Genomic DNA, 21,595 nt, shown 5'->3' with positions numbered 1-21,595 from the left:
CGATGTCGTGCAAGGTGCGTTTCCCAGCACTCGTGTGTGGGTCAGTGTGCGCAAGTCGGTTGCAGGGCATGGGGAGTCGACATCCTCGTGGTGGTGGGGGAGGGGGCGATCGGAGAGATGGCATGTGAACGCAACCCTTGTGCGCCATCTGTGACTTCGACCATCTTGTTCATCAAGAGTTTCGTTTCACTACTTGCAGGCGGGTCCGTTCGGTCGCTGCTCGGGTTATTCGGGGTGAACGGGTCCTCACATCGCCCGAGCACGTGTCCGGCTTGGCTCCCTACGCGGTGGTGAGCCTGTTCCACTATGGCCAACGCTGTTGGTGTGGTGGTCACGCTGTGAAGTGGGCTGGTGAGCGGGACGGATATCGTCCTGGCATGACACAAGAGTTCGATCTGGCGGCGTCGCTCGCCCGAGGCGTCGAAGGCCGCAGTGGTGCATGGGTCTTCATCCAAGGCTTCGCCGCCCACTGGGTCGGCGCGTCCCTGGGAAGCGAGGACGGCTGGACTGAAGCCGATGTCGAGGCTGCTGAGCAGAGGTTGAGTGTCCGGCTGCCGATGGCGTTGAGCGAGGCGTATCTGCTGTTCGGACGTCGACGGGATCTGACCAGCAACCATGACGTGCTGCTCAGCCCGGCAGAGCTGTATGTCGATGACGCCACGGAGGCGCTGGTCTTCCGCCACGAGAACCAGGGAGCGGCTTCCTGGGGCATCCTCCTCGACAGCCTCCCAGATGACGACCCTGCGGTGCTCATGCGACTTGACCTTGCCGACAAGAACGCCGAGCGGTGGGAGGTCTGGTTGGAGCGTCTTTCTCTGTGCTTCGTTGAGATCATCTTGTCGGAGTCCCTGCAGGGCGATGAGGAGCTCTGCGACTTCCTCGACCCGGACGGTGACAGTTTCGAGCTGCTGGAGACGAACTTCGTCCGACTGCCGTTCCCGGCATACCCTGTTGGTGAGGAGACACGGTGGTTTTTGGGGCACGACGTCCTTGTGCGCGATGACGACGGCGCGGCCGTTCTGGCCCGCGGCCGGACGGCGGAAGACCTCGACCGTGTTCGTGACCTGATCCCGGGCGACTGGCTCAACGACTATCGCTGACCGGGCCTGACGGCTGCTGTCGGCTCCGTTGACCACGCGGGCATCAACCCCCAGGGCCCGGCCGTAGCCCCGGGCATGACGCTCAACAGGCGCAAAGCGCGCTCGATGCAGCGTTGCCACTGTCCGATGTCGTGACCGCACGGCCCGCCCCGGTGCGAGCCACTGGGCACGCACCGGGGTGGGCGTTTGCTCAGCGCAGGGTGCGCACGAAGACGTCCCCGATCAGGTTGTTGTCGGCGGGCACCAGGCCGGGGTAGTAGGAGTCGAAGACGGCCGTCGACTCGTCCGCGCTCAGTGCGGCGCGGCCCACGGTGACGGGCTTGCCGTCCTGGCCGGGCGAGAGCAGCTCCTCGTGGCCGGTGCGTACCTCGCGCAGGATCAGCCCCTGGGAGACGCGGTTGGCGTCGGCGGTGTTGAGGAGCAGCTTCGAGCCGTCCGCCGAGAGGTCCGACACCAAGGTGACATCGGTGGGGGAGTGGCCGTCGTGGCGCTGGAGTGTGCCGGTGCGCAGATCGCGGACGAAGGCGTTCCAGGACGTGCTGGTGTCTCCGTTGGGGTCGGTGCCCGGGACCAGGTTTGTGGACGCCGAGTTGAAGCCGACCTTGGAGCCGTCGGCGCTGAGCACCGGCGCCTGCGCCGACCTGTCGGCCGGTGCCCCGTCATGGGTGACATCGGCCTGCACGGTCTTCCCGCTCACGCGGTCGTAGACCAGGATGTCCGCCTGGTCGTCGTCGGACGGCCCCGCATAGCCGACCTGATAGGCCACCTTGCGGCCGTCGGCACTCAGGGAGATGTCCTGGCAGCCACGGGTCGTGGAGGGTCCCGCCCGCCACAGCCGCTGACTTTGGCGGTCCAGGAGCATGATCCGGCAGCGGGTCACCCCGTCCTCGTCGGCGGCCGTCTTGGCCACGAAGGCGAGGTAGCGTCCGTTCGCGCTGAGCGGGGCCGGGCCGTAGTACGCGCGATAGCCTCCCGGGAGTGCGGGCGCGACGGGTTGGGTGCGCCCGGTGCGCAGATCCATCACGTGCACGGAGTACTTCTGGTTCGTGGCGGACCACGAGGTGAACGTCAGATGGCGCCCCGAATCGGACACCCTGGGCGCCATCGTCGACTCACCGGGCATCTCCACACGCTGGAGGGGCGCACCGGGAGCCGTCCGGTAAAAGACGTTGTTGGGCATCTCCGTCCCGGGCAGCAGGTTGTTCGCCGAAGACACGAAGGCGACGACGCGCCCGTCCGCGCTGACACTCGGATCCACCGAGTGCCCGTTCCCACCGGTGCCATCGGGTGCGACGCTGATCCGTTCGGTACGCGCAGCCGGATCGTCGCCTGCCGCCCCTGCGGGAGAGGCGAGACAGGTGAGGACGGCCGCGAGGCCGACGGACATGCAGATCCCTAACGCGGGTCTCATCAGATGGTTCCCCCTTTGGCTTGAGCACGGCCCTTGCCGCTCTCCAGCCCTCGTGCCCGATCACGGGTGACGCCCGGCACTGTTGTGCGCGGGGCTCACGCGATGAAAGCGCCAAGTTCGCAGCGGGTCAATGCATCCGCAGGCGACTTTCGATGTACGGGCGGCATTGCGAAGCGGCAGATGCTGTCGGTGGGCGTCGGACCGGCCGGGCAGGGCCGCGCCGGGGTGCTGGGCCCCACGCCTGCCTCTGTCGCACGGGCTCGTTGACCAGCGGCGTGCCGGAGCCGAAGACCTGCAGTGCGTCCTGCAGCGCGGGAGCGGCGGTGCGCACCATTGCGGGGATTTGGCGGAATGCCCCCTCCACGGCACCGGCCTTCCGACGGTGCGTCTGCCGGTGCTCTCCAGCAACAACCGGTTGTCCCCGGTGGCCACGACTTCGCCCATCTCCGTGTGGCGGGTTTGGATGTCCCGGCTTCGGCCGTTGTGGGCGGCCAGCAGCGCGATGAAGTAGCAGTCAAGGACTCGGCCGCGCAGCAGCACTTCAAGGCGATCCAGGCGGAGGGTTTTAAGACCTTGGAGGAGGTGCAGCAGGTTTCTTTCGTGACGGAGCGGGGGCAGAAGAAAGCGCAGGCCGACCAGGTCCAGATCGAGGGGTAGGTGCGCAGGCGGTGCCCGCGTATCCGAGTACCCGTGCGGTGATGGGTGCCGGCGGGCGGGGGAGGGGCGCCGCAGCCTGGTAGATGCTGTGCGGCTCGTCTGCACTGCCCAAGGAGAGACGAGCCGCAGGGCACAGCGTCAGTGCCCGGATGGGTGGCCTGACGCCGACAGATGCCAGTCGATCAGGCCGACACGCGACGTGCATGCGGGGCTGGGCCGATGGGGTCTGCTCCGGTGGCACAGCCCCGCCCGCGGGGCGTCGATGTGGCGGCTGCCGGCCACCAGCAGGAGGCCGCCGAGCGGCCCCGCAAGGGGCGCAGGCTCGTGGCTAGGCATCGTGCGCGGTGGTGTTCCGCCGAGTGGTGTAATCGTGCGCCTTACACATGGCGCTCACCTGCGAGAACGTGGCGAACTGGCTGCGGCGGTACACCACTTCGCAGGATGCGACCCTGCGCGATGTAGGCGGCGTTGAACCGAGGGAACGACGCGGACGTGCCGCGACTGCGTCAGGTGCGGGCCGGTCTGCTGCTGCCGGGGGCAGCCGATGGCGCCCGTTTCCTGGCGGTCGACGTCAACAAGTCGCAGGATTGGCTGCCCCCGATCAGACGTCGGGGCGGGTCCGGTAGCGCGGCTAGCTCCATGATCACCGGAGCAGCAGTCTCCGCTGGTGGGGCGACGACATCGCCCCACATCGCCCCCGTTTCGGTGCGCACGAGCGCGGGGGCCAGACCGCTTCCGGCGCTAGGCAGTTTCTTCAAATGATCACCGCTGGCGGATCATGGTGTTGTGATACGTCGTCATGAACTGTTCGATGCTGAGTGGGAGTTCGTCCGGCCGCTGCTGCCCGAGTCGTTGCGGGGGCGTAAGCGGCTGGATGACCGCAGGGTCCTGAACGGGATCGTGTGGAAGTTCCGGACCGGGACGGCCTGGCGGGACGTGCCCGAGCGTTACGGGCCGTGGGCCACGCTGCATACGCGTTTTCGCAGGTGGGCGGCGGACGGGACGTTCGACCGGATGCTGCGGGCTGCGCAGGCGAAGGCGGACGCGGCGGGCGACATCGAGTGGCTGGTGTCGGTCGATTCCACGGTCGTCCGGGCCCACCAGCATGCGGCCGGAGCTCGAAAAGGGGGCTCTGCGACCCGGCCCTTGGCCGTTCCCGAGGCGGGCTGACCAGCAAGATTCACCTGGTCTGTGACAGCAGGGGCCGTCCGCTCGGCTTCGTCGTCACCGGTGGCAACATCAACGACTGCACCCGGTTCACCGCCGTGATGGAAGCGGTCCGGGTGCCCCGGATCGGACCGGGGCGGCCCCGCACCCGGCCCGATCACGTCCTGGGCGACAAGGGCTACAGCTCGAAGGTGATCCGCACCTGGCTCCGCCGCAAGGGCATACCGCACACGATTCCCGAGCGGGCCGACCAGGTCGGCAACCGGGCCCGGCGAGGCAGCCGTGGAGGCCGCCCGCCGGGCTTCGACCGTGAGGTCTACAAGCACCGCAACGTCGTGGAACGGTGCTTCAACCGCCTCAAGCAGTGGCGCGGTATCGCCACCCGCTACGACAAGACCGCCCGGTCCTACGAAGCAGCCGTCACCTTGGCATCGCTCCTGATGTGGGCGTGACATTTGACGACAGAACCTAGCGCGCCAGGCGCGAGCCCAGGCGGGCGTCCTTCTCCGGGGCGCCGAGCGCGGCCGGGCCGAAGGAGCTGATCCCGGCCGTCGTCAGGCCGGTGGCCGCGCCCTTGAACACCCAGGCGGCACCGGAGTCCCGGTACGTGCCGTCCTCCCCGGGGGCGGTAACGGTCAGGTCGGCCTTCTTGTCGCCGTTGACGTCGGCGAGCGAGACCTCGGCGCCGAACTTGTCGCCCTTCTCGGAGGCGCCGGGGACGCCGGGCGTGGTCTGGGTGAAGGACTGGGCGCCCTTGCCGCTCAGGCCGCTCCTGGCGCCCTTGAGCAGGACGACGTTGCCGCTGTCCCGGACGTTCTTGCCGCTCGCGGTGACGTCCTCGCCGGGGACGCCGACGGCGATGTCGGCGCAGCCGTCGCCGCTGACGTCGCCCGCGCTGATCGAGGCGCCGAACTGGTCGCCGCTGTAGTAGTCGTCACCGATGTAACCGCCCTCCTCACCCACGCCCGGGACGCCCGGGCTGTCCTGGGTGATCTTCACGGTGCGGGTGGCGGCGGGCCCGTTCTTGCTGCCGTAGTCGACGCGGACGGTGCCCTTGTCACCCTCGTTGTCGTCGTTGAAGGGGCCGTTGTCGCGAGTGACGAAGTCGCCGTAGCCGTCACCGTCCACGTCCGCGACGGCGCCGCCCACGGAGGCCTTGAGCCCCTTGTACGTGTGGCCGAGGCCGGACGCGCCGCCCTTCCAGAAGCGGCTGCCGAACGCCCGGTCCTCGAAGCCGTGGCTGGTGACGAGATCGTCGACGCCGTCGCCGTCCATGTCGCCCGCGACGAACCCGTCCAGCTCGGCAAACGATTCGAACCCGATCGCGTCCTTCCTGGCCGCCTCGCCGCCGCGCGTGAACGGCCCGTACGAGACGGTCATGCCGGTGGCGCCGCTCTCGGGCGTGGCCTTGTACTCATGCGTCACCAGGTCGCGGTGCCCGTCGCCGTCGAAGTCGCCGACGGCCAGGGAGCCGACCGCGCCCGGCAGTCGGGCGGAAGCGTCCGTGAGCCCGGCGGCGGAGCCCCACAGCACCACGGTGCCACCTGTACCGGCGCCGACGACCAGGTCGGTGTAGCCGTCCCCGTCGAGGTCGGCGGCGGTCAGCTCGCGGCCGAAGGCCCCGTACTTGCTGACGTCCCCGGGCACCCCCGCGCTGGACCGGTCGACGACCTTCCGGCGTGCCTGGTCGGCGCCGCCCTTCGACCCGTACACCACGGCCACGTACCCGGCTTCCTGCTTCCCGCCGACCGTCGCGTGCGCCGCTCCGAGCGCCAGGTCGGCGTACCCGTCCTTGTTGAAGTCGACGACCGGGGCCTTGGCCGCCTTCGCCCGGGGCGCTGCGGACGCGGTGGCGGTGCCTACCGCCAGCGGCGCGGCGATGGCGGCGGCCGCGATGGCGACGACGAGGGAGCGACGCACTGTTCCTCCTGAGACTGGTGGCCCTTCGGATCAGGTTGATCAGGGCCCGCAGAGAGGAGACAGCCGAGGTGACGCGAGGGTTGCACACCTGTGAACCCCCAGAAACGGAATCCTTGCCTCAACCTGGTGGGGCCGGTCTGCCGCCTTCGCCGCCGGTCTCATGAGCGGCCTCCTGACCGCCGCCGCCCCGGAGGGCAGGCCAGGTTCGGGGCGGCTCCGTTCGGGGTGCGGCACACCGAAACGCGGCGCGCGCCGGGACAGTTGACAGGAGAGCCAGCCGGCGTCGGGCGGCTCTGCGGTCATCCAGCCGCTTACGCCCCCGCAACGACTCGGGCAGCAGCGGCCGGACGAACTCCCACTCAGCATCGAACAGTTCATGACGACGTATCACAACACCATGATCCGCCAGCGGTGATCATTTGAAGACACTGCCTAGGAACACTCCTGGCCGTGCGGCCCAGCCGCCGCACCCCGGACAAGTCCCCTGTCGCTGGCACATGGGGAGTTGGGCCCACGTCAGAATCAGCACCCCTCAGACTCCTGCCCCGAGCCATGAACGCCTGAAGCGCACCGGAGCCCCAAACTCCCTCCGTGCGGCCCAAGCCGTCGCGGAGGTGGCGAGCGCGCGTGCGCTGGCCTCCGGGGTGTGCGCGGCGAGCCCCCGCCCGGGGTCCGGGAGCGAGGACTCTGTCCGATGCTTGTGCCCGTCGCCCCCTCGCAGATGCAGTGGCCGACAGCTTGGCCGGAATGCGGTCACCGGAGTCAGTAGCCGGTGCGGAAGTGATCGGCCGCGCCCCGGCGCAGTTGGTGGTCGGGAAGTGGGCTACTCCTGCACGGTTCTGGTGTGATCGAGGAGTCTGCGCATCAGCTGCTCGGTCTCGATCTCCATGGGGAGCCCCAGCGATAGGTTGACCTGTTCCAAACGCGAGACGGCGGCGTTGAGCCCACTGCGGTTCTCGGCAGCTGCCTCGATCTGGAACCAGTCGCGGTAGAGGAGCTCGGCGGTGTCGTCGACCTCGAGACCGGTGGCAACGGCCCGACGGGCCAGGGTGAGGTCATGGTGGGAACCGGGGGCCAGCCGGTAGGTGGCCACGGCGTGCGCAATGCTGACGATGCGCATCGCCATCTCCTGTCGCAATGGCTCGCTCCAGGGCAGCGGCTGCGCGCCGAAAGGCCGCCCGCGAACCTGGTCCAGTGCCTTTTCCAGCTGGGGCAGCCCGGCCGGCCCGTGCGGCAGGGCGGCTTCGACGGAGTCCTCAAAGCGGTGCCAGTCACAGCAGATCTTCTCGGACAGCAGGTAGGGGTCGGACTTGATGGCGCGGCGCGGCACGTAGGAGGCGCCGTCCTCGTCCTTGCCCAGGCTCCGGCGCAGCCCACCCATCCGTGCGTTGAGGGTGTCGGTTGACCACGGGCTGGCCGGGTCCATGTCCGCGCACAGAGTGTCCGCGTCGCGGCCCGGCTTGAGGTGCAGCAGTGCGGCCAGTTGAGCCTCGCGGGTGCCGTGCCGGGAGGCAGTGACACCAGAGATGATGACCGGCCCCAGAACGCGGATGAAGGGTACGCCGGGATCGGGGTGTAGGGCGGGGTCGCCCGGCGCTGCCGCATGGGGGTCGGGCTCTGGTGTGACGGCCCCGTCGGCGTCAGGCTCCACCTGGGGGCGGGGGCCGGGTTCGGCTGCTTTGTCACCACCGCCGGGGGCCGTCAGGGGGCCCGGCAGGCTGATGGCAGCCGGGGATTGGGAAGCCGCCAGCAGCGCCGGGAAGACACCTAGGCCCTCAGCGCCCTCCGTGCTCTGCCCGCCGGCGCGTCCAGCCGCCGGGACGCTGGCAGGGGCGCGGTGGGTGGGTTCGGGGACGTGAACGGCCTCGCCGGTCTCGTCCAACGGACGGGCGGCCGCCGTGTCCCGGGCCGCGTGCGAGGTCTGGGATTCGGAGGGCACATCCCGCCAGACGCCCTCAGCGGGATGAGCGTCCTGGCCGGAGACGGCCAGCGCAGCGGTGATTTCATCGACGGCCTGACGCTGAAGGCGCTGCAGCGTGACGGTGGTCCCCAGGATGTCGATGCGCTGCGGCTGATCGCTCGCCGCGTCGATCACCTCGGTCTGCTCAAAGAGCAGGTTGGCAGATGAGGCGGGGGCGAGCAGCGCCACCTTCAGCACGCCGGACGCCTTGTCGAGCGTCTCGGCAACCTGCCAGGCGCTGTCCGCCGTGAGGTGGGACGCGCACAGAATGAGATAGGGGGTCCGTGCTTCCTCCGGCTCCTGGTGGGCCTCCAAGAGTCGCTCGGCGAAGTCGCGTGCGGCATGGACGCTTTCGCGCATGTACGCGATCCGCGACGTCGGCAGGAGATGGTTGAGCCCCTCCCCGAAGCCGACCACCACAACCTCCACATCCGTGGCCCAGGGACTCATGCCCACCTCCAGGGTCAGGGAAATGAGGACCTCCTCGACCTGGTCCTGCTCGCCGTCCAACAGGATGACGCCGGCGTGCGGCAGATTCAGCAGCACCAGGTGACCCGACTCGTCCGCACCGATCGTCACCATGCCCGGGTAGGGCGCCACGACGGGCGCTGCTTCCTGCTCATCGAGGAGTTCGACGGTGTTCTCGCATACCCACCAGCCGCCGACACCCGCCGTGAAGGGGGTGAGCGGGGCGGCGTGCAGGTCCTCGGGCAGGACCTGTACGCCGGTGGTGGTCAGGCGCGCGCCGCGCAACGCGGGCAGCGGCTGCCCCGCACGGTCGGCGTGATGGGCCAGCGTGCGCAGGGCCCGGTCCAGGCGCAGCGGGCCTGCAGGATCGGCTGCTTGGGCCATCTGGGCCTCGGTCGGGGAGATTTCCTCGGGCATGGCGATGCGCTCGCCGGGCTTGGCCCGGCGGCGCTGCAGGATGCGGCGGATGGACAGGGCCAGCGTCACCGCGGCCGCCAGCGACACCAGGACCCCGGCCATGCGGGTGACCAGCACGCCCGGTGACCCCTCGGCCTCCGCTGGAGCTGGACCGTGGGTGGAGGGTGCAGGGCTCGACGGCGCGCTCGGGGCGGCCGACGGGCTATCGCCGTCCCGGCTGGAGGGCGGTGTCGACGGCTGGGACGTGCGGTCCGGAGGGGAGGGAGAGGGCTTGGCCGATTCGGTGGGCTTGTCGGCGCCACCCGCATCGTTGCCATCGTCCTTCCCGCCGTCCTTCTGCCCGTCTTGGTCCTGGCCGGTGTCCTCCTGCGGAACGTCCCTCTCGCCACCGGGGGTGTCCCCGGGGGTGTCGGACCGGTCCCCTGAGCGCGGGTCGGCCGCAGGGACGGTGATCTTCTGGCCGGGGAAGATCAGGTTGGGGTTGCTCACCCGAGGCAGGTCGCCCGGTTGATCCTGGTTCCTGCTCGCCTCATACAGCTGGGGCCAGCGCGCGGCGTCACCGGTCTCGTCCTCGGCGATGCCGGACAGGGACTCACCGGCTCGCACGGTGTGCGTGCGCTCTTGGCGCGGCCCGCTGTCATCGCCGGCACGGATCGGCTGACCGCTGGCGGCGAGTTGCACCTGTGGGTCGGAGCTGGCCGCAGTGCTGGCGGCGTGCTCCGGCTGCGGGAGGCGTGCATCGGCGGGCAGCTGCACGGCTGTTGTGGCGGGCAGGAGCGCCGTGTCGGGCAGGTGCGGGTTCAGGGCGCGGATTTCCTGAGCGCGGGGGCCGGATCCGAGATACTCCACGGCCAGGTCCCACACCGTTTCACCGGTCTCGCCCACCACGTGCACCGGCCCGCCAGCGGAGGCCGCGGTCTGGCCGGCGTCTGCGCCTTGTGCGGGGGCGGCGGTCTCTGTGGCTGGTTGCACGGGTGCCGTGGCGGCGATGGCCGGAGCAGGTGCGGCCATCGCGGTTCCCGCGGGCAAGACCAGCAGACCGCCCAGGAGGAAACCCGCCAGCCGCTGGGGAGCACCCAGCACGCGCCGTTGCGGTTTCGGCGCGCGCCGATGTCGCCGTAGCAAGTGGGGGAGCTCGGTGAGGACACCCAGGGCGAACCAGACCCACAACGCCCACGCGACCACGGTCAGCACGGTGAACAGGATGTGGCCGTCGTCGGGGGACATCAGCGCATCGGGGATATCCGAACCGCTGGGCACACCGCCTGGCAGAGTGCCCGCTTTGGCCAGCACCCCCGGCACCCCCACCAGGAGCAACAGGAGCGCGGCGAGGCTGCCTGCCGCACGCACCAGACGCACGGCAAGAGGAGGAGGGCTGGGGGAGTGGGGCATCTTTTAGGCTCCGGGGTCGGTGCGTTCGAGCGTGACGTCGACGTGCGCGGTGACCTGCATGCTGGGGTAGCCGAACCCGCCCAGCAGCAGCGTCTGGTAGGTGTCGTTCACGGTGATGTCGATGCTCTGTCCGTCCTCCGCGACCGTGACCGTGCCCGTAACTCCGGCGTCGGCCAGGAAGGTCTGCGCGGCAGCCACGGCCTTGTGCGGGTCGGCGCGGGTGCCCTCACCGAGGATGGCGTCGGGTCCGTTGATTTCCTGCCCGGCGCTGCGGGCTGCCTCGGCGGCGACGTCCTCGGCATCCGCGGACGCCATGAGCAGGCGGCCACCGTCGACCAGCAGCGCCAGCAGGCCAATCATGAGGATGGCGAAGCCGAGGAAGTACAGCGTCACCGAACCCCGCTCCCTGTCCACGCGACCGTTCAGGCCCAGGGCGCAGGCCAGACGCTCTCTGGGGCTCACGGGCCGCCCCCATCGCCAGTTCGGTCGACGTACCGGTCCACGGCACTGTGCCGGGTTGCCGTGAGGGTCTTTGATCCCGGAAGGCCGGGAACTGCGAGCTTGGCCAGGGGGATCGTGCAGTCCACGCGGACCGTGACCGAGCCCGGCTGACCCGGATCCGCGGGGAAGCTGCTGGTGTCCACCACGATGTCCGAGCTCGCGCAGGTGCGCTGCGCCTGCCCCAAGGAGTCCAACGCGGCCTGGCGGCCGCGGGTTTGCGCTGTGTCGGGGTTATCCGACTCGCTGGCTGCGCGGGCGGCGGCCGCGGCCGCGTTGGCGGCGGTGCTGTCGCCCAGTCCTGCCAGCCCGAACGCGGCGATGATGCTCAGGATCGGCACCAGCACGGTCAGGCACAGAATGGCTTCCAGCGTGTAGGAGCCCCGGTCGCCGCCCCTGTCCGTGGCCCGGGCGGTGACGGCGTCCCGGATACGGTGGGCCAGCCGGTGCTGGCCAGGGCTGGCGTGCATCCTTTTCGTCGTCATTGGTTTCTCTCCATGGTGTCCTCGGCGCTGCGCTCGATTCGCAGATCCCACGGCAGAAAGTTCATGACCTCCCCGGTCACGGTCACCCGCACCCGCTCGCCCGTGGATCCCGCGGTGCTGACCTGCGCCTGCTGCACCACGCCGACCTGACCGAGCCAGGACTGGGCACGCTCCGCCCCCGCCCCGGGGGAGGACTCGAACTCGGCACCCGTCTGTGCGCCCTTACGGGCCGCAGTGTGGGCGGCGGTGCTGGCCAGGAAGAACACCCCCAACTGCAGGACGAGCAGGGAGATGAACAGTAGAATGGGCGCGATGATCAGGAACTCCAGGGTGGCAATCCCGCTGTCACGCCGCCCTGAGTGGGCGGCCTGCACCCGGTGTCGCCACCACCGCTCGATGGCCTGCCTCATGCGCCGACGGCGGCCTTGAACCGGTCGATCAGCGTGGTGGAGGTGTCCTTGAAGACGGTGCCGAACGCGACAGCCACACCCAGCACCACCGCCCCCAGGATCAGTTTCTCCAAGGTCTCCATCCCGGCGTCACGCCGGTGCCCAGTCATCTTGTCCACGCGCGTCAGCCATGCGGTGTGCAGTCGCACGGCGGCCCGGTCGAGCACGTTGAACCTCATCTTTGTGTCCCCTCGTTTCCGCTACGCCCCACAGCGCCACGGGTTGATCGTCAGATGTTGGTCAGGGCACTGAAGGCCGGGTAGGCGAACATCACCAGCACGACGGTGAACAGCACCGTGCCGGGCACCACCAACCGCTCGGAGGCAGAGTTCGCCTCCGCCTCCCGGTCCGTCAGCAGCCGCTGGCGCAGCAGCAAGGCTTGGGTGGCCAGCGTCTTTTGGATCGAGGCGCCCGCCCCTGCCAACGAAAACGACTCTGCAGGCGCGGAGAGTTCGGGAATGTCGAGTTGATCCCCGAGCTGCTTGAGGGCCTCCCACTGCGGGATGCCCGCCAGTTCGGCGCGTTTGAGGGCGGCGCCGATGCGGGTCAGGATCCAGTGGTCGCCGACCTCGGCGGTGCGCTGCACCGCCGCCTCGGGGCCCACGTTCGCGCCCCGCTCCAGCTGCGCGCGCTCGAGGAAGGAAGCGATGGCGTAGCGGACCTCCAGGCGCGCCGCCTTCGCCTGGCGGCGCACCGTGGCATCCGCGTCGAACCAGATGAACGCCGCGAAGGCGAGCGAGGCCAGCAGCGGCGGCGCCCATGACAGTCCAAGCAGCAGGCCGCCGACCTGCACCATGACCAAGGCCAGCAGCGAGCCGAGGACCTTCGTGCCGACGTGGTGGGCCACCGACTTGTTCAGCAGCTCCAGATCGGCGCGCGGCACGCTCAGCCGGTGCCCGTGCGAGGCCAGGATCTGCTCCCCGGCCTGCTCCCATACCGACCCCTCCGGCCGGCGACGTCGCGCACCTCCGGAGGGGGAGGCGGTGCTGGTGGTGCGGCCAGGGGCCGGGGTGGTGTTCTCCAGGCGGTCCAGGACCGCGTCCATGTCGGGGCGCGAGGGCAAGAATTCGCGCACCAGCAGGAAGAGCCCGCCGCCGACCACCGCACCGCATGCAAGTGCTCCAGGCGAGATCACAGCACTGCCCCCTTCGCCTTCTGCTTCGCTTCCCGTGCCGCCGCGGCCTGGGCGCTGGGCGGCCCTGCACCGACACCGGCAGCCGTCGGCAGCGCGGCCAGCAGCCGCGGCGCCGGCCGCGACCGGGCAAGCCTGCGCATCCCCATCAACGCGCCGGCGAACATCGCCCCCAGGACCAGCATCACCAGCTGTCCCGAGGCGGTGCGGTAGATCTCGCCCCAGGAAGGGTTGGTGAGGATGTACGCGGCGATGGCCAGAGAAATGATGGACACCCAGCGGGTTCCGGTGCGGACCTGGGCGCGCTTGGCGTCCAGGCTGCGCAGGGAGATCGCTTCCTGCTCGGTGAGGCTGGCCATGGACTGCAGGGCCCGGCTCAAACCGGGGCCGTGGTCCTGGGCGTGGGTGAGGAAGAGCATCACCGCGTTGTCCACGGCGCCATCGGCGAAGGCGTCGGCGAACTGCCGATACGCCAGGCTGGGGTTGCCGCCCACGCGCAGGCGTGCGGCCAGCAGCCGCACCTGCGGACGGATGACGTGCGGGGCGCGGGTAGCGGAGGCGGTGATCGCGCTGTCCAGGGTGCCGCCGGACTCGTGCACACCGGCCAGCTGCTGCATCCACTCGGCAAGGGCTTCCAGGCGAACGATCTGCCGACTGCTGGTCCCGGCCGGGTTCCAGATCCAGGGAATCCCCAGCACCGCCACTCCCGCCAGCAGCCCGTGCACGGGGCGGGCCCAGATCAGCCAGGATCCCACCGTGGCCAGCGCCGCGGCCAGGACGATGAATCTATAGCGGCGCGCCCACGCCTCAGGCAGCGCGGTCTGCGCGGCCTGCCACCGCACGACCCAGGCAGAGGGCGGCCGGTCCGCCGCGACCACGGGCACACGGGTCGCGCCTCGCAGGGCCACGAGCAGACCGCCCACGATCAGCGCGCGGCACAGGGCGGCCAGCAGACTCCACTGATCGCTGCTCATGCGGCGCTCTCCTTGCCGTGGACCAGACCCAGCGGCGCGGGCCAGGCCCCGTACTGGGGCACGGTCAGCCAGCGCCGGTCGAACCCGGCCAGGCCTTCCAGTTCAGCGATGCAGGACGGCGCGAGCTGCGGCACCCCACGTGGATCGGAGCCGCTGGGGGCGAAGATCTCCTGAATGGCGGGGTGGCCGCCCTCGCCGGTCTGGACCTCCAAAACGTGAGAGACGAACCGGTGCCGGCGCCCGCCGATGCGGGTCTGGTTGATCTGCTTCAGATAGACGACGAAGTTGATGGAGGTGCCCACCAGTTCGTGGACGTCGTCGCGGTGCATGCCCCGGCACAGGGTGACCAGGCGGGGCAGCACCAGGTTGGGGTAGGCGGCGTGCAGCGTGCACATGGAACCGGCGCCACCCGCGCTCATCGCCTGCAGCATCGCAATCGCCTCACGGTCACGGACCTCACCCACGATCACGCGCGTAGAGAGCATGCGCAGCGCGTGCGGGAACATCTGCTCCACACTGATCTCCCCGACCGGGTGCCCGTCCACGAGCTCGCCGTTGGACTCACGCGACTCCATCGCCAGGAACTGGGCGCCCCCTTGGTGCTGGTCCAGGAAGAGCTCGCGATCGGATTCGAGGGTCACCACGCGTTCCTCCACGGGGATCTTCTGCGCCAGGGCGCGCAGCAGGGAAGTCTTGCCGGTGCCCATGTCCCCGGCGAACAGGACGTTCTTCCTTGCCAGCACCAGGGCGTGCAGGAAGGCGGACAGCGCGGGGGAGAGGGTGCCCCATTCCTGCAACTGCTCCAGGCTGGATGTCAGCACACGGTGGCGGCGGACACCTAAAAACGGAACCGGGGTCAGCGTGGTGGCCTCAGCACGCGAACCGTCCGGCAGCCGGAAGCTGACCATCGGCGACGAGGCCGACAACCGGCGTTCACGGTGCCCGGAGTTGGAGGCCAGCCGGTTGATCAGCGCGATCAGCTCGTCGTCATTCTGCGCCACCGGCGCCACCTTCGTGGTGGGCCGGTTGTAGTAGTCGACCTGCACGTCATCACCCAGGACAACCACGTTTTCCACGTCCGGGTCATCCAGGTACTTCTGCAGCGGACCAGCGTGGAAGAGCGCGTCGTAGACGGCCTGGCAGAGCGTGTCGACCTGCGTCGGTGTCAGCGCGGTGTGGAGACGGGCCTGATCGACAGCCCAGCGGGCGACCCGCATGGCCACCAGGGAACGCGCCCGCTCGCGACGGGCACTCTCGTTGGGCAGCGGCTCTTGATCGTCGGCCGCGACGATGTCATCACTGACCGCATCCCGCAGACCAGAGATGTCCTGCGGGGAGGCCGGCAGCGCCCCGCCCCCGGTGACCTCCACGGCCGCGGGAGCCGCAGACGTCAGCGCGACCGCGGAGTGCAGAGCGTGTGACGCCGCGCCTTGGGTGCTTGATGCGCCGGGCGCGGTGGGCCGCAGCGCCTGACTCAGCACGTCCTGCAACCGCGGTGTGCCGTTCGTAGCGGGGTGGGCGGGCGATACGCCGTACCGTTCAGCCACGGACACTCACCCCCAAACGCGGATCCTGCGGCGGCACCGGTGGGACCGCCCGAGTGGAAGACAGCCGTTGCAGCACCCCGGCCACCACCGGCGAACTCACCGGAGCCGCAGGCATGTCCAGTGCGCGACGGCGCGTGTGGACCTCCACACCAATGGACTGCATCGTCTTGCGGGCCTGCTTGATCAGGCGAAGTTTCATGAGCTTCAAAGGACGCTGCGAGCCGTGCGTGAAGAGGGTGCCTGCCGCCGTATCCCACGGCAGCAGATCCACCACCGGCACAGCGAACCGCCTGGCGATGGCATCGGTGCGCAACCCGCCCGCTGACGTGTGCAGTTCGTGGACGACCAGCAGCCGCAGCGCATCCGCGCCGCTGCCCCGCCGCTCCAGCTCGCCCTGCAGCACTCGGACGACGGGAAGGCTTTGCGCCACCGAGGTGAGGGAGTTGCGCACCACCAACAGCACCACATCCGCCCGGTGCGCGAGCACCGCCGGGAACAGCGTGGGATGGAGTCCGCCGCCATCGACGACGACTTGCCCGCCATCCACGACCACGTCATACCCGGCGTGTTGGTCCATCGCCTGCAGCAGCAACGACAACGGTTCCCACGTCCCGGCCAGCGCGGAGGCCTGGGTGGGATCGGTCAGCCCCGGCAGCAGCAGCCGATTGCCGTCAGCATCCAAAGGGCGCAGGTGCGCCTCGAATGCTTCGGCCAGCTGGTTTTGCAGGTGGGCCTGGGCCAGGTGCCACAGCCCTACATCACCGCCCCAAGCTCCCTGCCGGTAACCGGTACGGATCGAGGCCTGCTTCGCCGCAGCCTCCACCAACAGGGAAGGGCGGGCGCTGGCAAGGGCCAGCGCCAGCGAGGACACAGTGACACCGCACCCATGGCCGCCGACCAGCACTATCACGGACATCGCGGCCTCAGCCCCCGGTCTTCAGCACGATCGCCACCCGGCCCGCGCTGGCATCCGAAGCAACCAGGGCGCTGTCCGCATCCGGCACGGCGACCTGGACGACGGCGTCACCACTGCTGGCGGGCGCACCGACCTTGACGACACGGCCCCGAACCTCGGCGAGTTCGGGCTCCTTGGCGATGGCCTCACCCTCCTTGGGGCGGGTGACCAGGCTGACCGTGGCTCCGGGCCGCAGCGCATCGACCGGCGCCATGCCCCGCTTGACCTCGACGGCGACCAGCGACTCTCCCGGCTTGAGACCGCCCCGGCCGGTGAGCTGAGCAGACGTCAGCAGTGATCCCTGGGAAAGCGCGGCCGAGGCACGGCGACCCAGGATCGTGTCCTTCTGCGCGGCGGACACCGGCTTGAGACCCGGGTCCTTTGGCAGGGCGACCACTCGCAGGTCCTCGGCGGTGATCCTTTGCCCGGCGGGCACGTCACGGGCCAGCGCCAGCACGTCAGTGCGCTCACCTGAGGCGTTCAGCAGCCCGGCGAACCCGATCGCCCCTGCCAGCACCATTACCGAACCGACCACTATGAACGAGCGACGCCTGCGACGCGGTGGCTCCGGATCGATGACCTCCAGGTCTGGGCGCATCACCTCCCCGCCAGGCGGGGCAGGCACCGACGCCCTGTTCTTCGTCATGCTCTTCAACACGTCCCTGCCATCCCGCCTAGTCGAGGACTCTCATCGAACCCACGGACACCTCAAAGTTGCTCTCCCGGACCTCGGTGAATGCGCCCTGCTCACCGGCGCCCCCGGTGACCTGCCAGTCCACCGCCCACGTCGCGGTCGCGGTGCCCTTGAAGTGGCCACCCGCATGGTCCTTGGATGAGGTGCGGTAAAGGTGGCCGCAGTCGGGGGACTTGGTCATCCCGTACGACGCCTTGTACTTGGTGCCCGCGCCCTGACAGGTGACGCTCTTCTCGTCACCCATCGACCAGCGGATCGAGGCGACCTTCGCTGTGGCCGACACCGTCACGTTTCCAGCGGTAGCAGTCGCCGTGTTGGGGCCGAACGTGGTGGGAGAAGTGTCCACCCACATCCACATCGGCACCCCGACCGTGTACCTGCCCGCCGTACGAGGACTGGCGATGTCAGGGCCGACCAGGTTCATTTTGTCCACGGCCTCTTGTGCCAAGACTTCCGGGTCAATAGCGGGTGGTGCCTCTGCAGCCCAAAAGGGCATGGGGATGGTTCCGATACCCCCGTCTGTAGAGAAGCGGCACTCACGTTCATAGACTGCGCCGCCGCTGTGGCCTTCCCACAGTGCACTGCCCTTGGGGGGTTGTGGATCCATCTTCTTGACCTTGCAGTCCTGTCGCTCGTTCTTCTTCTTGCCGTGGGTGCTTCCCTTTCCAGGCCCGGATTGGCGAAAGTTTCCGCCGTTCTTACCTTGCGGACTGCCTTCCTGTCCGGCCTTGCACATGATGTACGTGACCGGCCCATTCACACATTTGCCGGTCTCGGGAGGCTTGGCCTGGGCGGTCTTGGCTGCAGTCACGGCCAGGCCGGTGACAGACGCCAGGGTGACGACCCTGGTCAGCAGGCGCGCTGCTCGGGTTCGATTTCTAAGACCATCCACTTCTTCCCCCACTTTTCGGCTTTGACAGTGGTCACGTATCGGCTGAGGTTCCCCTCGGGCAGGGGCACCGGCTTGCCCGTTTTGCGGTAGAAGTACTTCCAGGTGGAGGTGTCGAGGCAGTCTGTGAGCTCGGCCCGGGGGACCTGGCGCTCGAGATCGGTGCTGGTCACCTTCGTTTCGTGTCCAGGCTTGCCCTTGGCGAAAATGCCCTTCCTCTGTAAGCCCTCGACGTCGAATTTGGCGCGCGAGTAGGCACTTGCCGTGGCGTACTTTTTCAGTTCGGTCCCCTTGAGATCCGCAGCTGCGTAAGCCTTGACCTGTTCCTCCCACATTCGCTTGTACACCTCGAGGACGGCCTGTTTGTCTTTGGCCTGCGGGTCCACGCTCATGGCGGGCGTGTCCATGGCCGCCGACGTGCTGGGCGGCGCGGAATCCTTGTTGGAGTCCGTGTCCGAGTCGCCGCTGGTGCAGGAGGTGAGTACGCCTGCGGTGCACAGGGCGAGGACCAGAGTGATCGACTGGGCCTTTTTCCTGGTGCGAACGTCGAAATATGCCCGCTGGTGTGCTGCTCGTGTCACTGAGTCTCCCTGCTCTGCGTGATGGTGAGCCGGTCACCTCCCATGGCCATGGTCAATGCACTTGGGGAGCGTGCGGCAGGTACAAGCTGCGGTGATGCATTCTTTGGCGGTCACACTATGGCTCGACGTACTCGTAGGTCACCCTGTTCCCGCCGCTCCACTACGGAAGTTGGTGGAAATTCAGTCACAACAGGTGACGCACTACGGGTAGTTGAAGCGCTGGGCTATCTAGGTCTGTGGCAAACCAGAAGCTCGAGGAAGTGCAAAGGTGAACGTTGAGGCAGGGTGCGAATCCGGAGGATGGCGCCCCGTTCTGATCTTGTCTGGATCCCCCCGGCGCAGGCGGTGCGTGGCGGCACGAACGGTTGAGACGAGCTGCCGTGAGGCCATGGTGCTGGAGACGGATGGCATCGTGCGTCACTCATGGGCTGCGCGGGTCGCCTCCTGGGGGAGGGCCTCGGCTGTTGTTCTTCCCGCGGACAGCGTTTCGCCTGCACAGGACGAGGACGCACGGACGCCGTTGGCTTCAGGGCGTCGTGCGCCTCAATTGCGACGCAGTTGCGTATCCCGCTACCTGTGTTCGCGCCAATGGCATGGGGATGTACCGCTGTACACGATTGGGGAGGCGAGGCTCACGCCGTGGAGGGTGGCCGAGGGGGACGTAGAGGCATGCATGGAGCGACGTGGATCAAGTAAAGCGGAACCTTCCATTGCTTCGTTCCGCCGTTCAGGGCTCTTCTCGATCGGCAGCTACCGCTTGCCGTGGCGACAGTCAGCGCCTGGGGGTGGCGGGCCAATTCCCGAGCAAAGTAGGGGCTACCGCTGTGAGATGGCGGGAAAAAGTGGCGTGATTCTGACGCGGGCCGGGTGCGGGGAGTGTGCGTGTTCGCAAGCCTGGAGACGGCGTTGAGGACTGGCCCCGCGATGCACGCCGTCGCTATGCAGCACACGGTGCATAGACGAGGCGCTGCGTCTCAGGCCGTCCAGGATGCTCACTGAGGCCAACGCGTGCTGCAGGGCGGATCGAAGGCGGCCCGTCCGGGCTCGCCAATGACAGTTCGTGCGACGTCTGTGCGGGTCGGATCGAGGGCGGGGCGCTGAACCGTGCTGGTGGATCTTCCCTAGTGCGCCTGCAGGCGGCTCCTGAGACTCCCTCCTCAAGAGATACTGCTTCCGGCTAAGGTCGCGCCCATGAGTGACTTCCAAAGCTCCTACCTGCAAGTAGCCACCGCAACCGAAACTCGTAGCCAGGCCGTCGAGTTGGCCCGCCACCTCGTCCGGCAGCGGTTAGCGGCCGGTGCCCAGATCATCGGCCCCGTCACCTCGGCGTTCTGGCACGACGGCGAGTTCGGCACCGGCGAGGAGTACCAGTTGCTGCTGAAGACCCGCTCCGATCTCTACCCGCGTCTGGAGGCGGCTGTGCTGGAGCACCATCCCTGGCAGAGCCCCGAGCTGACCGCCACGGCGTACGTGGACTCCTCGCCGGGCTTCCGGGCGTGGGTGGACAAGACGCTGAGCTAGGCGCGGGCTTGCTCCAGCACTCCATCGACTTCCGGCAGGCCCCGGTGCGCGGCGAGCGCGTTCAGTGTGGAGCTGATGCGCTGGCGGGGGCGTACGGAGTTGACGCCGTGGCACAGGTGGAGGACGCGGCCGGTGATGGTCGCCGCGTGCTCCACCTCTCCGGCCGCGAGGTAGGACTCCGCGAGCCAGGACAGGTAGAGGCTCTTGTCGCGGGCGTGAGTGTCGTCGAATCGCTCCAGAACGGCTTCCAGGATCGGGACAGCCCGCAGAGGGCGGCGCAGTTCGGTCCAGCAGCGGCCCTTCATGATCTCCAGCTCGTCGGCGTCAACCCAGGCCGCCCAGTCCACGGGCCGCTCCCGGTCCCGCTCGTGGACGGCCTGTTCGGCGTCGGCCAGCGCGCGTTCGGTGTCGGCGGGCTGCCCGCTGACCGCATACGCCCAGGCGAGGCGTTCGTTCAGAAGTGCCCGCACGGCGGGCGGAGCTGACCTCCCGGCGGTCACGGTGGCCTGGACCGCTATGTCCAGCGCCTTCTCGGGGCGAGCGTCGAGTTGCTGGTAAGCAAGGAACGCCAGCGCGTTACCGGCCAGGGCGGCATCGTCGGCTTCGCAGGCGGCCTGGCGGCTGTCTCGGTAGAGACCGGCGGCGTCTGCGTGCTGGCCCGCGTCGAAGGCGGCCCAGCCTGCCTGTTGGGACTGTTCGGCGAGCACTGCGTGCAGATCCTTGCCCGTTACCTGGCTGTAGGTGTGGTCGCGCAGAAGGGTCTTGGTGGTCTGGTATTCGCGCAGGTAGAGGCGGTAGGTGTCGCCGCCGCCCAAGACGTCGTCCAGGCGGCGCAGGCGTGCAGTGCGCTCCCGCAACTGCACCGGCACTGCTGGGCTCAGGCGGGACGTGGCAGACAGCGGCGGAGCCAGCGCGGTCAGCGCGGACAGGGTCAGTCCTGCGGTTGCCGAGGTCTTGAAAAAGTCGCGCCGTCGCACGTGCTCTCCACCTTGCTCAGTGCCGGTTTCCCAGGCGCGCGGGGCCAGACCGAGCAGATGACCGGGGATACGTAACGCATCAGCAATGACGCAGATCTTCCCGAACGACGTGATGCTGCCCGTGCCGCGTGCCAGTTGGCCCACGCGCTCGGGCTTAATGTCGCACTCGACGGCGATCTTCGCAAAGCTGATGCGGGCGACCGCGCGGGCCAGAGAGAACACCTTGCCGAAATCGTGGGCACGGATCGCGGCCTGCATGTCCTCTCGCTGTAACACGGCAGCCGGGAGAGCGGTCGGCGGTACGTAGGTGGTCATGAGTCGGGGCCTCTATTGAGCCTGCATTGATCACCCTGAGGGTGCGGCATGAGCAGAGGGCAGAGCCTACCCATCGTGGGGATACC

The 21,595-nt window shown here is 68.8% G+C and carries 18 protein-coding genes and 1 pseudogene; 4 read left to right on the top strand and 15 right to left on the bottom strand.

Annotated features, from left to right (window positions below):
- Nucleotides 1–377 precede the first annotated feature (377 nt).
- Nucleotides 378–1,100: an SMI1/KNR4 family protein gene (locus AB0I66_RS00330; protein ID WP_363205417.1), complete on the top strand. Its 723-nt coding sequence runs from the start codon at nt 378–380 to the stop codon at nt 1,098–1,100.
- A 190-nt stretch (nt 1,101–1,290) separates the two neighbouring features.
- On the opposite strand, the gene AB0I66_RS00325 is transcribed toward AB0I66_RS00330, so the two are convergent.
- Nucleotides 1,291–2,511, bottom strand: a complete 1,221-nt coding sequence (locus AB0I66_RS00325; protein WP_363205416.1) for a hypothetical protein — start codon at nt 2,509–2,511, stop codon at nt 1,291–1,293.
- A 450-nt stretch (nt 2,512–2,961) separates the two neighbouring features.
- Here AB0I66_RS00325 and AB0I66_RS00320 point away from each other — a divergent pair, with 450 nt between their 5' ends.
- Entirely contained in the window at nt 2,962–3,168 is a 207-nt protein-coding gene (locus AB0I66_RS00320) for a cold shock domain-containing protein (protein WP_363205415.1), read from the top strand.
- A 789-nt stretch (nt 3,169–3,957) separates the two neighbouring features.
- Nucleotides 3,958–4,787 (top strand): annotated as a pseudogene (locus tag AB0I66_RS00315) (IS5 family transposase).
- 16 nt (nt 4,788–4,803) lie between these two features.
- Here AB0I66_RS00315 and AB0I66_RS00310 read toward each other — a convergent pair.
- The 13 genes from AB0I66_RS00310 to AB0I66_RS00250 all read right to left on the bottom strand — a co-directional run bounded on the left by AB0I66_RS00310 (nt 4,804) and on the right by AB0I66_RS00250 (nt 18,696).
- Nucleotides 4,804–6,255 (bottom strand): FG-GAP and VCBS repeat-containing protein, encoded by a 1,452-nt coding sequence (locus AB0I66_RS00310; RefSeq protein WP_363205414.1) that lies wholly within the window; start codon nt 6,253–6,255, stop codon nt 4,804–4,806.
- An 823-nt stretch (nt 6,256–7,078) separates the two neighbouring features.
- The gene (locus tag AB0I66_RS00305) at nt 7,079–10,459 is read right to left on the bottom strand and encodes a hypothetical protein (protein WP_363205413.1); all 3,381 of its coding nucleotides are present in this window, start codon (nt 10,457–10,459) and stop codon (nt 7,079–7,081) included.
- Nucleotides 10,460–10,495: 36 nt separating this feature from the next.
- Nucleotides 10,496–10,954, bottom strand: a complete 459-nt coding sequence (locus AB0I66_RS00300) for a pilus assembly protein TadG-related protein (protein WP_363205412.1) — start codon at nt 10,952–10,954, stop codon at nt 10,496–10,498.
- Complete coding sequence (locus tag AB0I66_RS00295; protein WP_363205411.1) at nt 10,951–11,475, bottom strand: hypothetical protein; 525 nt, start codon at nt 11,473–11,475, stop codon at nt 10,951–10,953. Before AB0I66_RS00295 ends, AB0I66_RS00300 begins: the two co-directional genes overlap by 4 nt.
- Complete coding sequence (locus tag AB0I66_RS00290; RefSeq protein ID WP_363205410.1) at nt 11,472–11,885, bottom strand: TadE family protein; 414 nt, start codon at nt 11,883–11,885, stop codon at nt 11,472–11,474. Before AB0I66_RS00290 ends, AB0I66_RS00295 begins: the two co-directional genes overlap by 4 nt.
- Nucleotides 11,882–12,103 (bottom strand): hypothetical protein, encoded by a 222-nt coding sequence (locus tag AB0I66_RS00285; protein WP_363205409.1) that lies wholly within the window; start codon nt 12,101–12,103, stop codon nt 11,882–11,884. The genes AB0I66_RS00290 and AB0I66_RS00285 overlap by 4 nt, the downstream gene beginning before the upstream one ends.
- Before the next feature lie 50 nt (nt 12,104–12,153).
- Nucleotides 12,154–13,026, bottom strand: coding sequence for a hypothetical protein (locus tag AB0I66_RS00280; protein ID WP_363205408.1), 873 nt, complete (start codon nt 13,024–13,026; stop codon nt 12,154–12,156).
- 29 nt (nt 13,027–13,055) lie between these two features.
- Nucleotides 13,056–14,030, bottom strand: a complete 975-nt coding sequence (locus tag AB0I66_RS00275) for a type II secretion system F family protein (RefSeq protein WP_363205407.1) — start codon at nt 14,028–14,030, stop codon at nt 13,056–13,058.
- Nucleotides 14,027–15,577, bottom strand: a complete 1,551-nt coding sequence (locus tag AB0I66_RS00270; protein WP_363205406.1) for an ATPase, T2SS/T4P/T4SS family — start codon at nt 15,575–15,577, stop codon at nt 14,027–14,029. The genes AB0I66_RS00275 and AB0I66_RS00270 overlap by 4 nt, the downstream gene beginning before the upstream one ends.
- Nucleotides 15,570–16,448 (bottom strand): hypothetical protein, encoded by an 879-nt coding sequence (locus tag AB0I66_RS00265; protein ID WP_363205405.1) that lies wholly within the window; start codon nt 16,446–16,448, stop codon nt 15,570–15,572. The genes AB0I66_RS00270 and AB0I66_RS00265 overlap by 8 nt, the downstream gene beginning before the upstream one ends.
- Before the next feature lie 52 nt (nt 16,449–16,500).
- A complete protein-coding gene (locus AB0I66_RS00260) occupies nt 16,501–17,052 on the bottom strand; it encodes an SAF domain-containing protein (RefSeq protein WP_363205404.1) in 552 nt (183 codons plus the stop codon).
- Nucleotides 17,053–17,206: 154 nt separating this feature from the next.
- Nucleotides 17,207–18,037, bottom strand: a complete 831-nt coding sequence (locus AB0I66_RS00255; protein ID WP_363205403.1) for an ATP/GTP-binding protein — start codon at nt 18,035–18,037, stop codon at nt 17,207–17,209.
- A gap of 38 nt (nt 18,038–18,075) precedes the next feature.
- The gene (locus AB0I66_RS00250; protein ID WP_363205402.1) at nt 18,076–18,696 is read right to left on the bottom strand and encodes a hypothetical protein; all 621 of its coding nucleotides are present in this window, start codon (nt 18,694–18,696) and stop codon (nt 18,076–18,078) included.
- Nucleotides 18,697–19,887: 1,191 nt separating this feature from the next.
- Between AB0I66_RS00250 and cutA the strand changes: the two genes are divergently transcribed.
- The gene (gene cutA, locus AB0I66_RS00245; protein ID WP_363205401.1) at nt 19,888–20,217 is read left to right on the top strand and encodes a divalent-cation tolerance protein CutA; all 330 of its coding nucleotides are present in this window, start codon (nt 19,888–19,890) and stop codon (nt 20,215–20,217) included.
- Here the strand turns inward: cutA and AB0I66_RS00240 are convergent.
- On the bottom strand, nt 20,214–21,509 hold the full coding sequence (locus AB0I66_RS00240) for an XRE family transcriptional regulator (RefSeq protein WP_363205400.1): 1,296 nt from the start codon (nt 21,507–21,509) through the stop codon (nt 20,214–20,216). The two genes, cutA and AB0I66_RS00240, sit on opposite strands and share 4 nt — an antisense overlap.
- Between the last annotated feature and the right edge of the window lie 86 nt (nt 21,510–21,595).

It is taken from the genome of Streptomyces sp. NPDC050439, assembly GCF_040655335.1.
Taxonomy (GTDB): Bacteria; Actinomycetota; Actinomycetes; order Streptomycetales; family Streptomycetaceae; genus Streptomyces.
This window is presented reverse-complemented; position numbering and strand designations above follow the sequence as displayed.

What these genes read in the sequence shown, in the direction of transcription:
- AB0I66_RS00330 (WP_363205417.1), top strand. Translation starts at nt 378, where the DNA reads ATGACACAAGAGTTCGATCTGGCGGCGTCGCTCGCCCGAGGCGTCGAA.
- AB0I66_RS00325 (WP_363205416.1), bottom strand. Translation starts at nt 2,511, where the DNA reads ATGAGACCCGCGTTAGGGATCTGCATGTCCGTCGGCCTCGCGGCCGTC.
- AB0I66_RS00295 (WP_363205411.1), bottom strand. Translation starts at nt 11,475, where the DNA reads ATGACGACGAAAAGGATGCACGCCAGCCCTGGCCAGCACCGGCTGGCC.
- AB0I66_RS00290 (WP_363205410.1), bottom strand. Translation starts at nt 11,885, where the DNA reads ATGAGGCAGGCCATCGAGCGGTGGTGGCGACACCGGGTGCAGGCCGCC.
- AB0I66_RS00285 (WP_363205409.1), bottom strand. Translation starts at nt 12,103, where the DNA reads ATGAGGTTCAACGTGCTCGACCGGGCCGCCGTGCGACTGCACACCGCA.
- AB0I66_RS00275 (WP_363205407.1), bottom strand. Translation starts at nt 14,030, where the DNA reads ATGAGCAGCGATCAGTGGAGTCTGCTGGCCGCCCTGTGCCGCGCGCTG.
- AB0I66_RS00260 (WP_363205404.1), bottom strand. Translation starts at nt 17,052, where the DNA reads ATGGTGCTGGCAGGGGCGATCGGGTTCGCCGGGCTGCTGAACGCCTCA.
- cutA (WP_363205401.1), top strand. Translation starts at nt 19,888, where the DNA reads ATGAGTGACTTCCAAAGCTCCTACCTGCAAGTAGCCACCGCAACCGAA.
- AB0I66_RS00240 (WP_363205400.1), bottom strand. Translation starts at nt 21,509, where the DNA reads ATGACCACCTACGTACCGCCGACCGCTCTCCCGGCTGCCGTGTTACAG.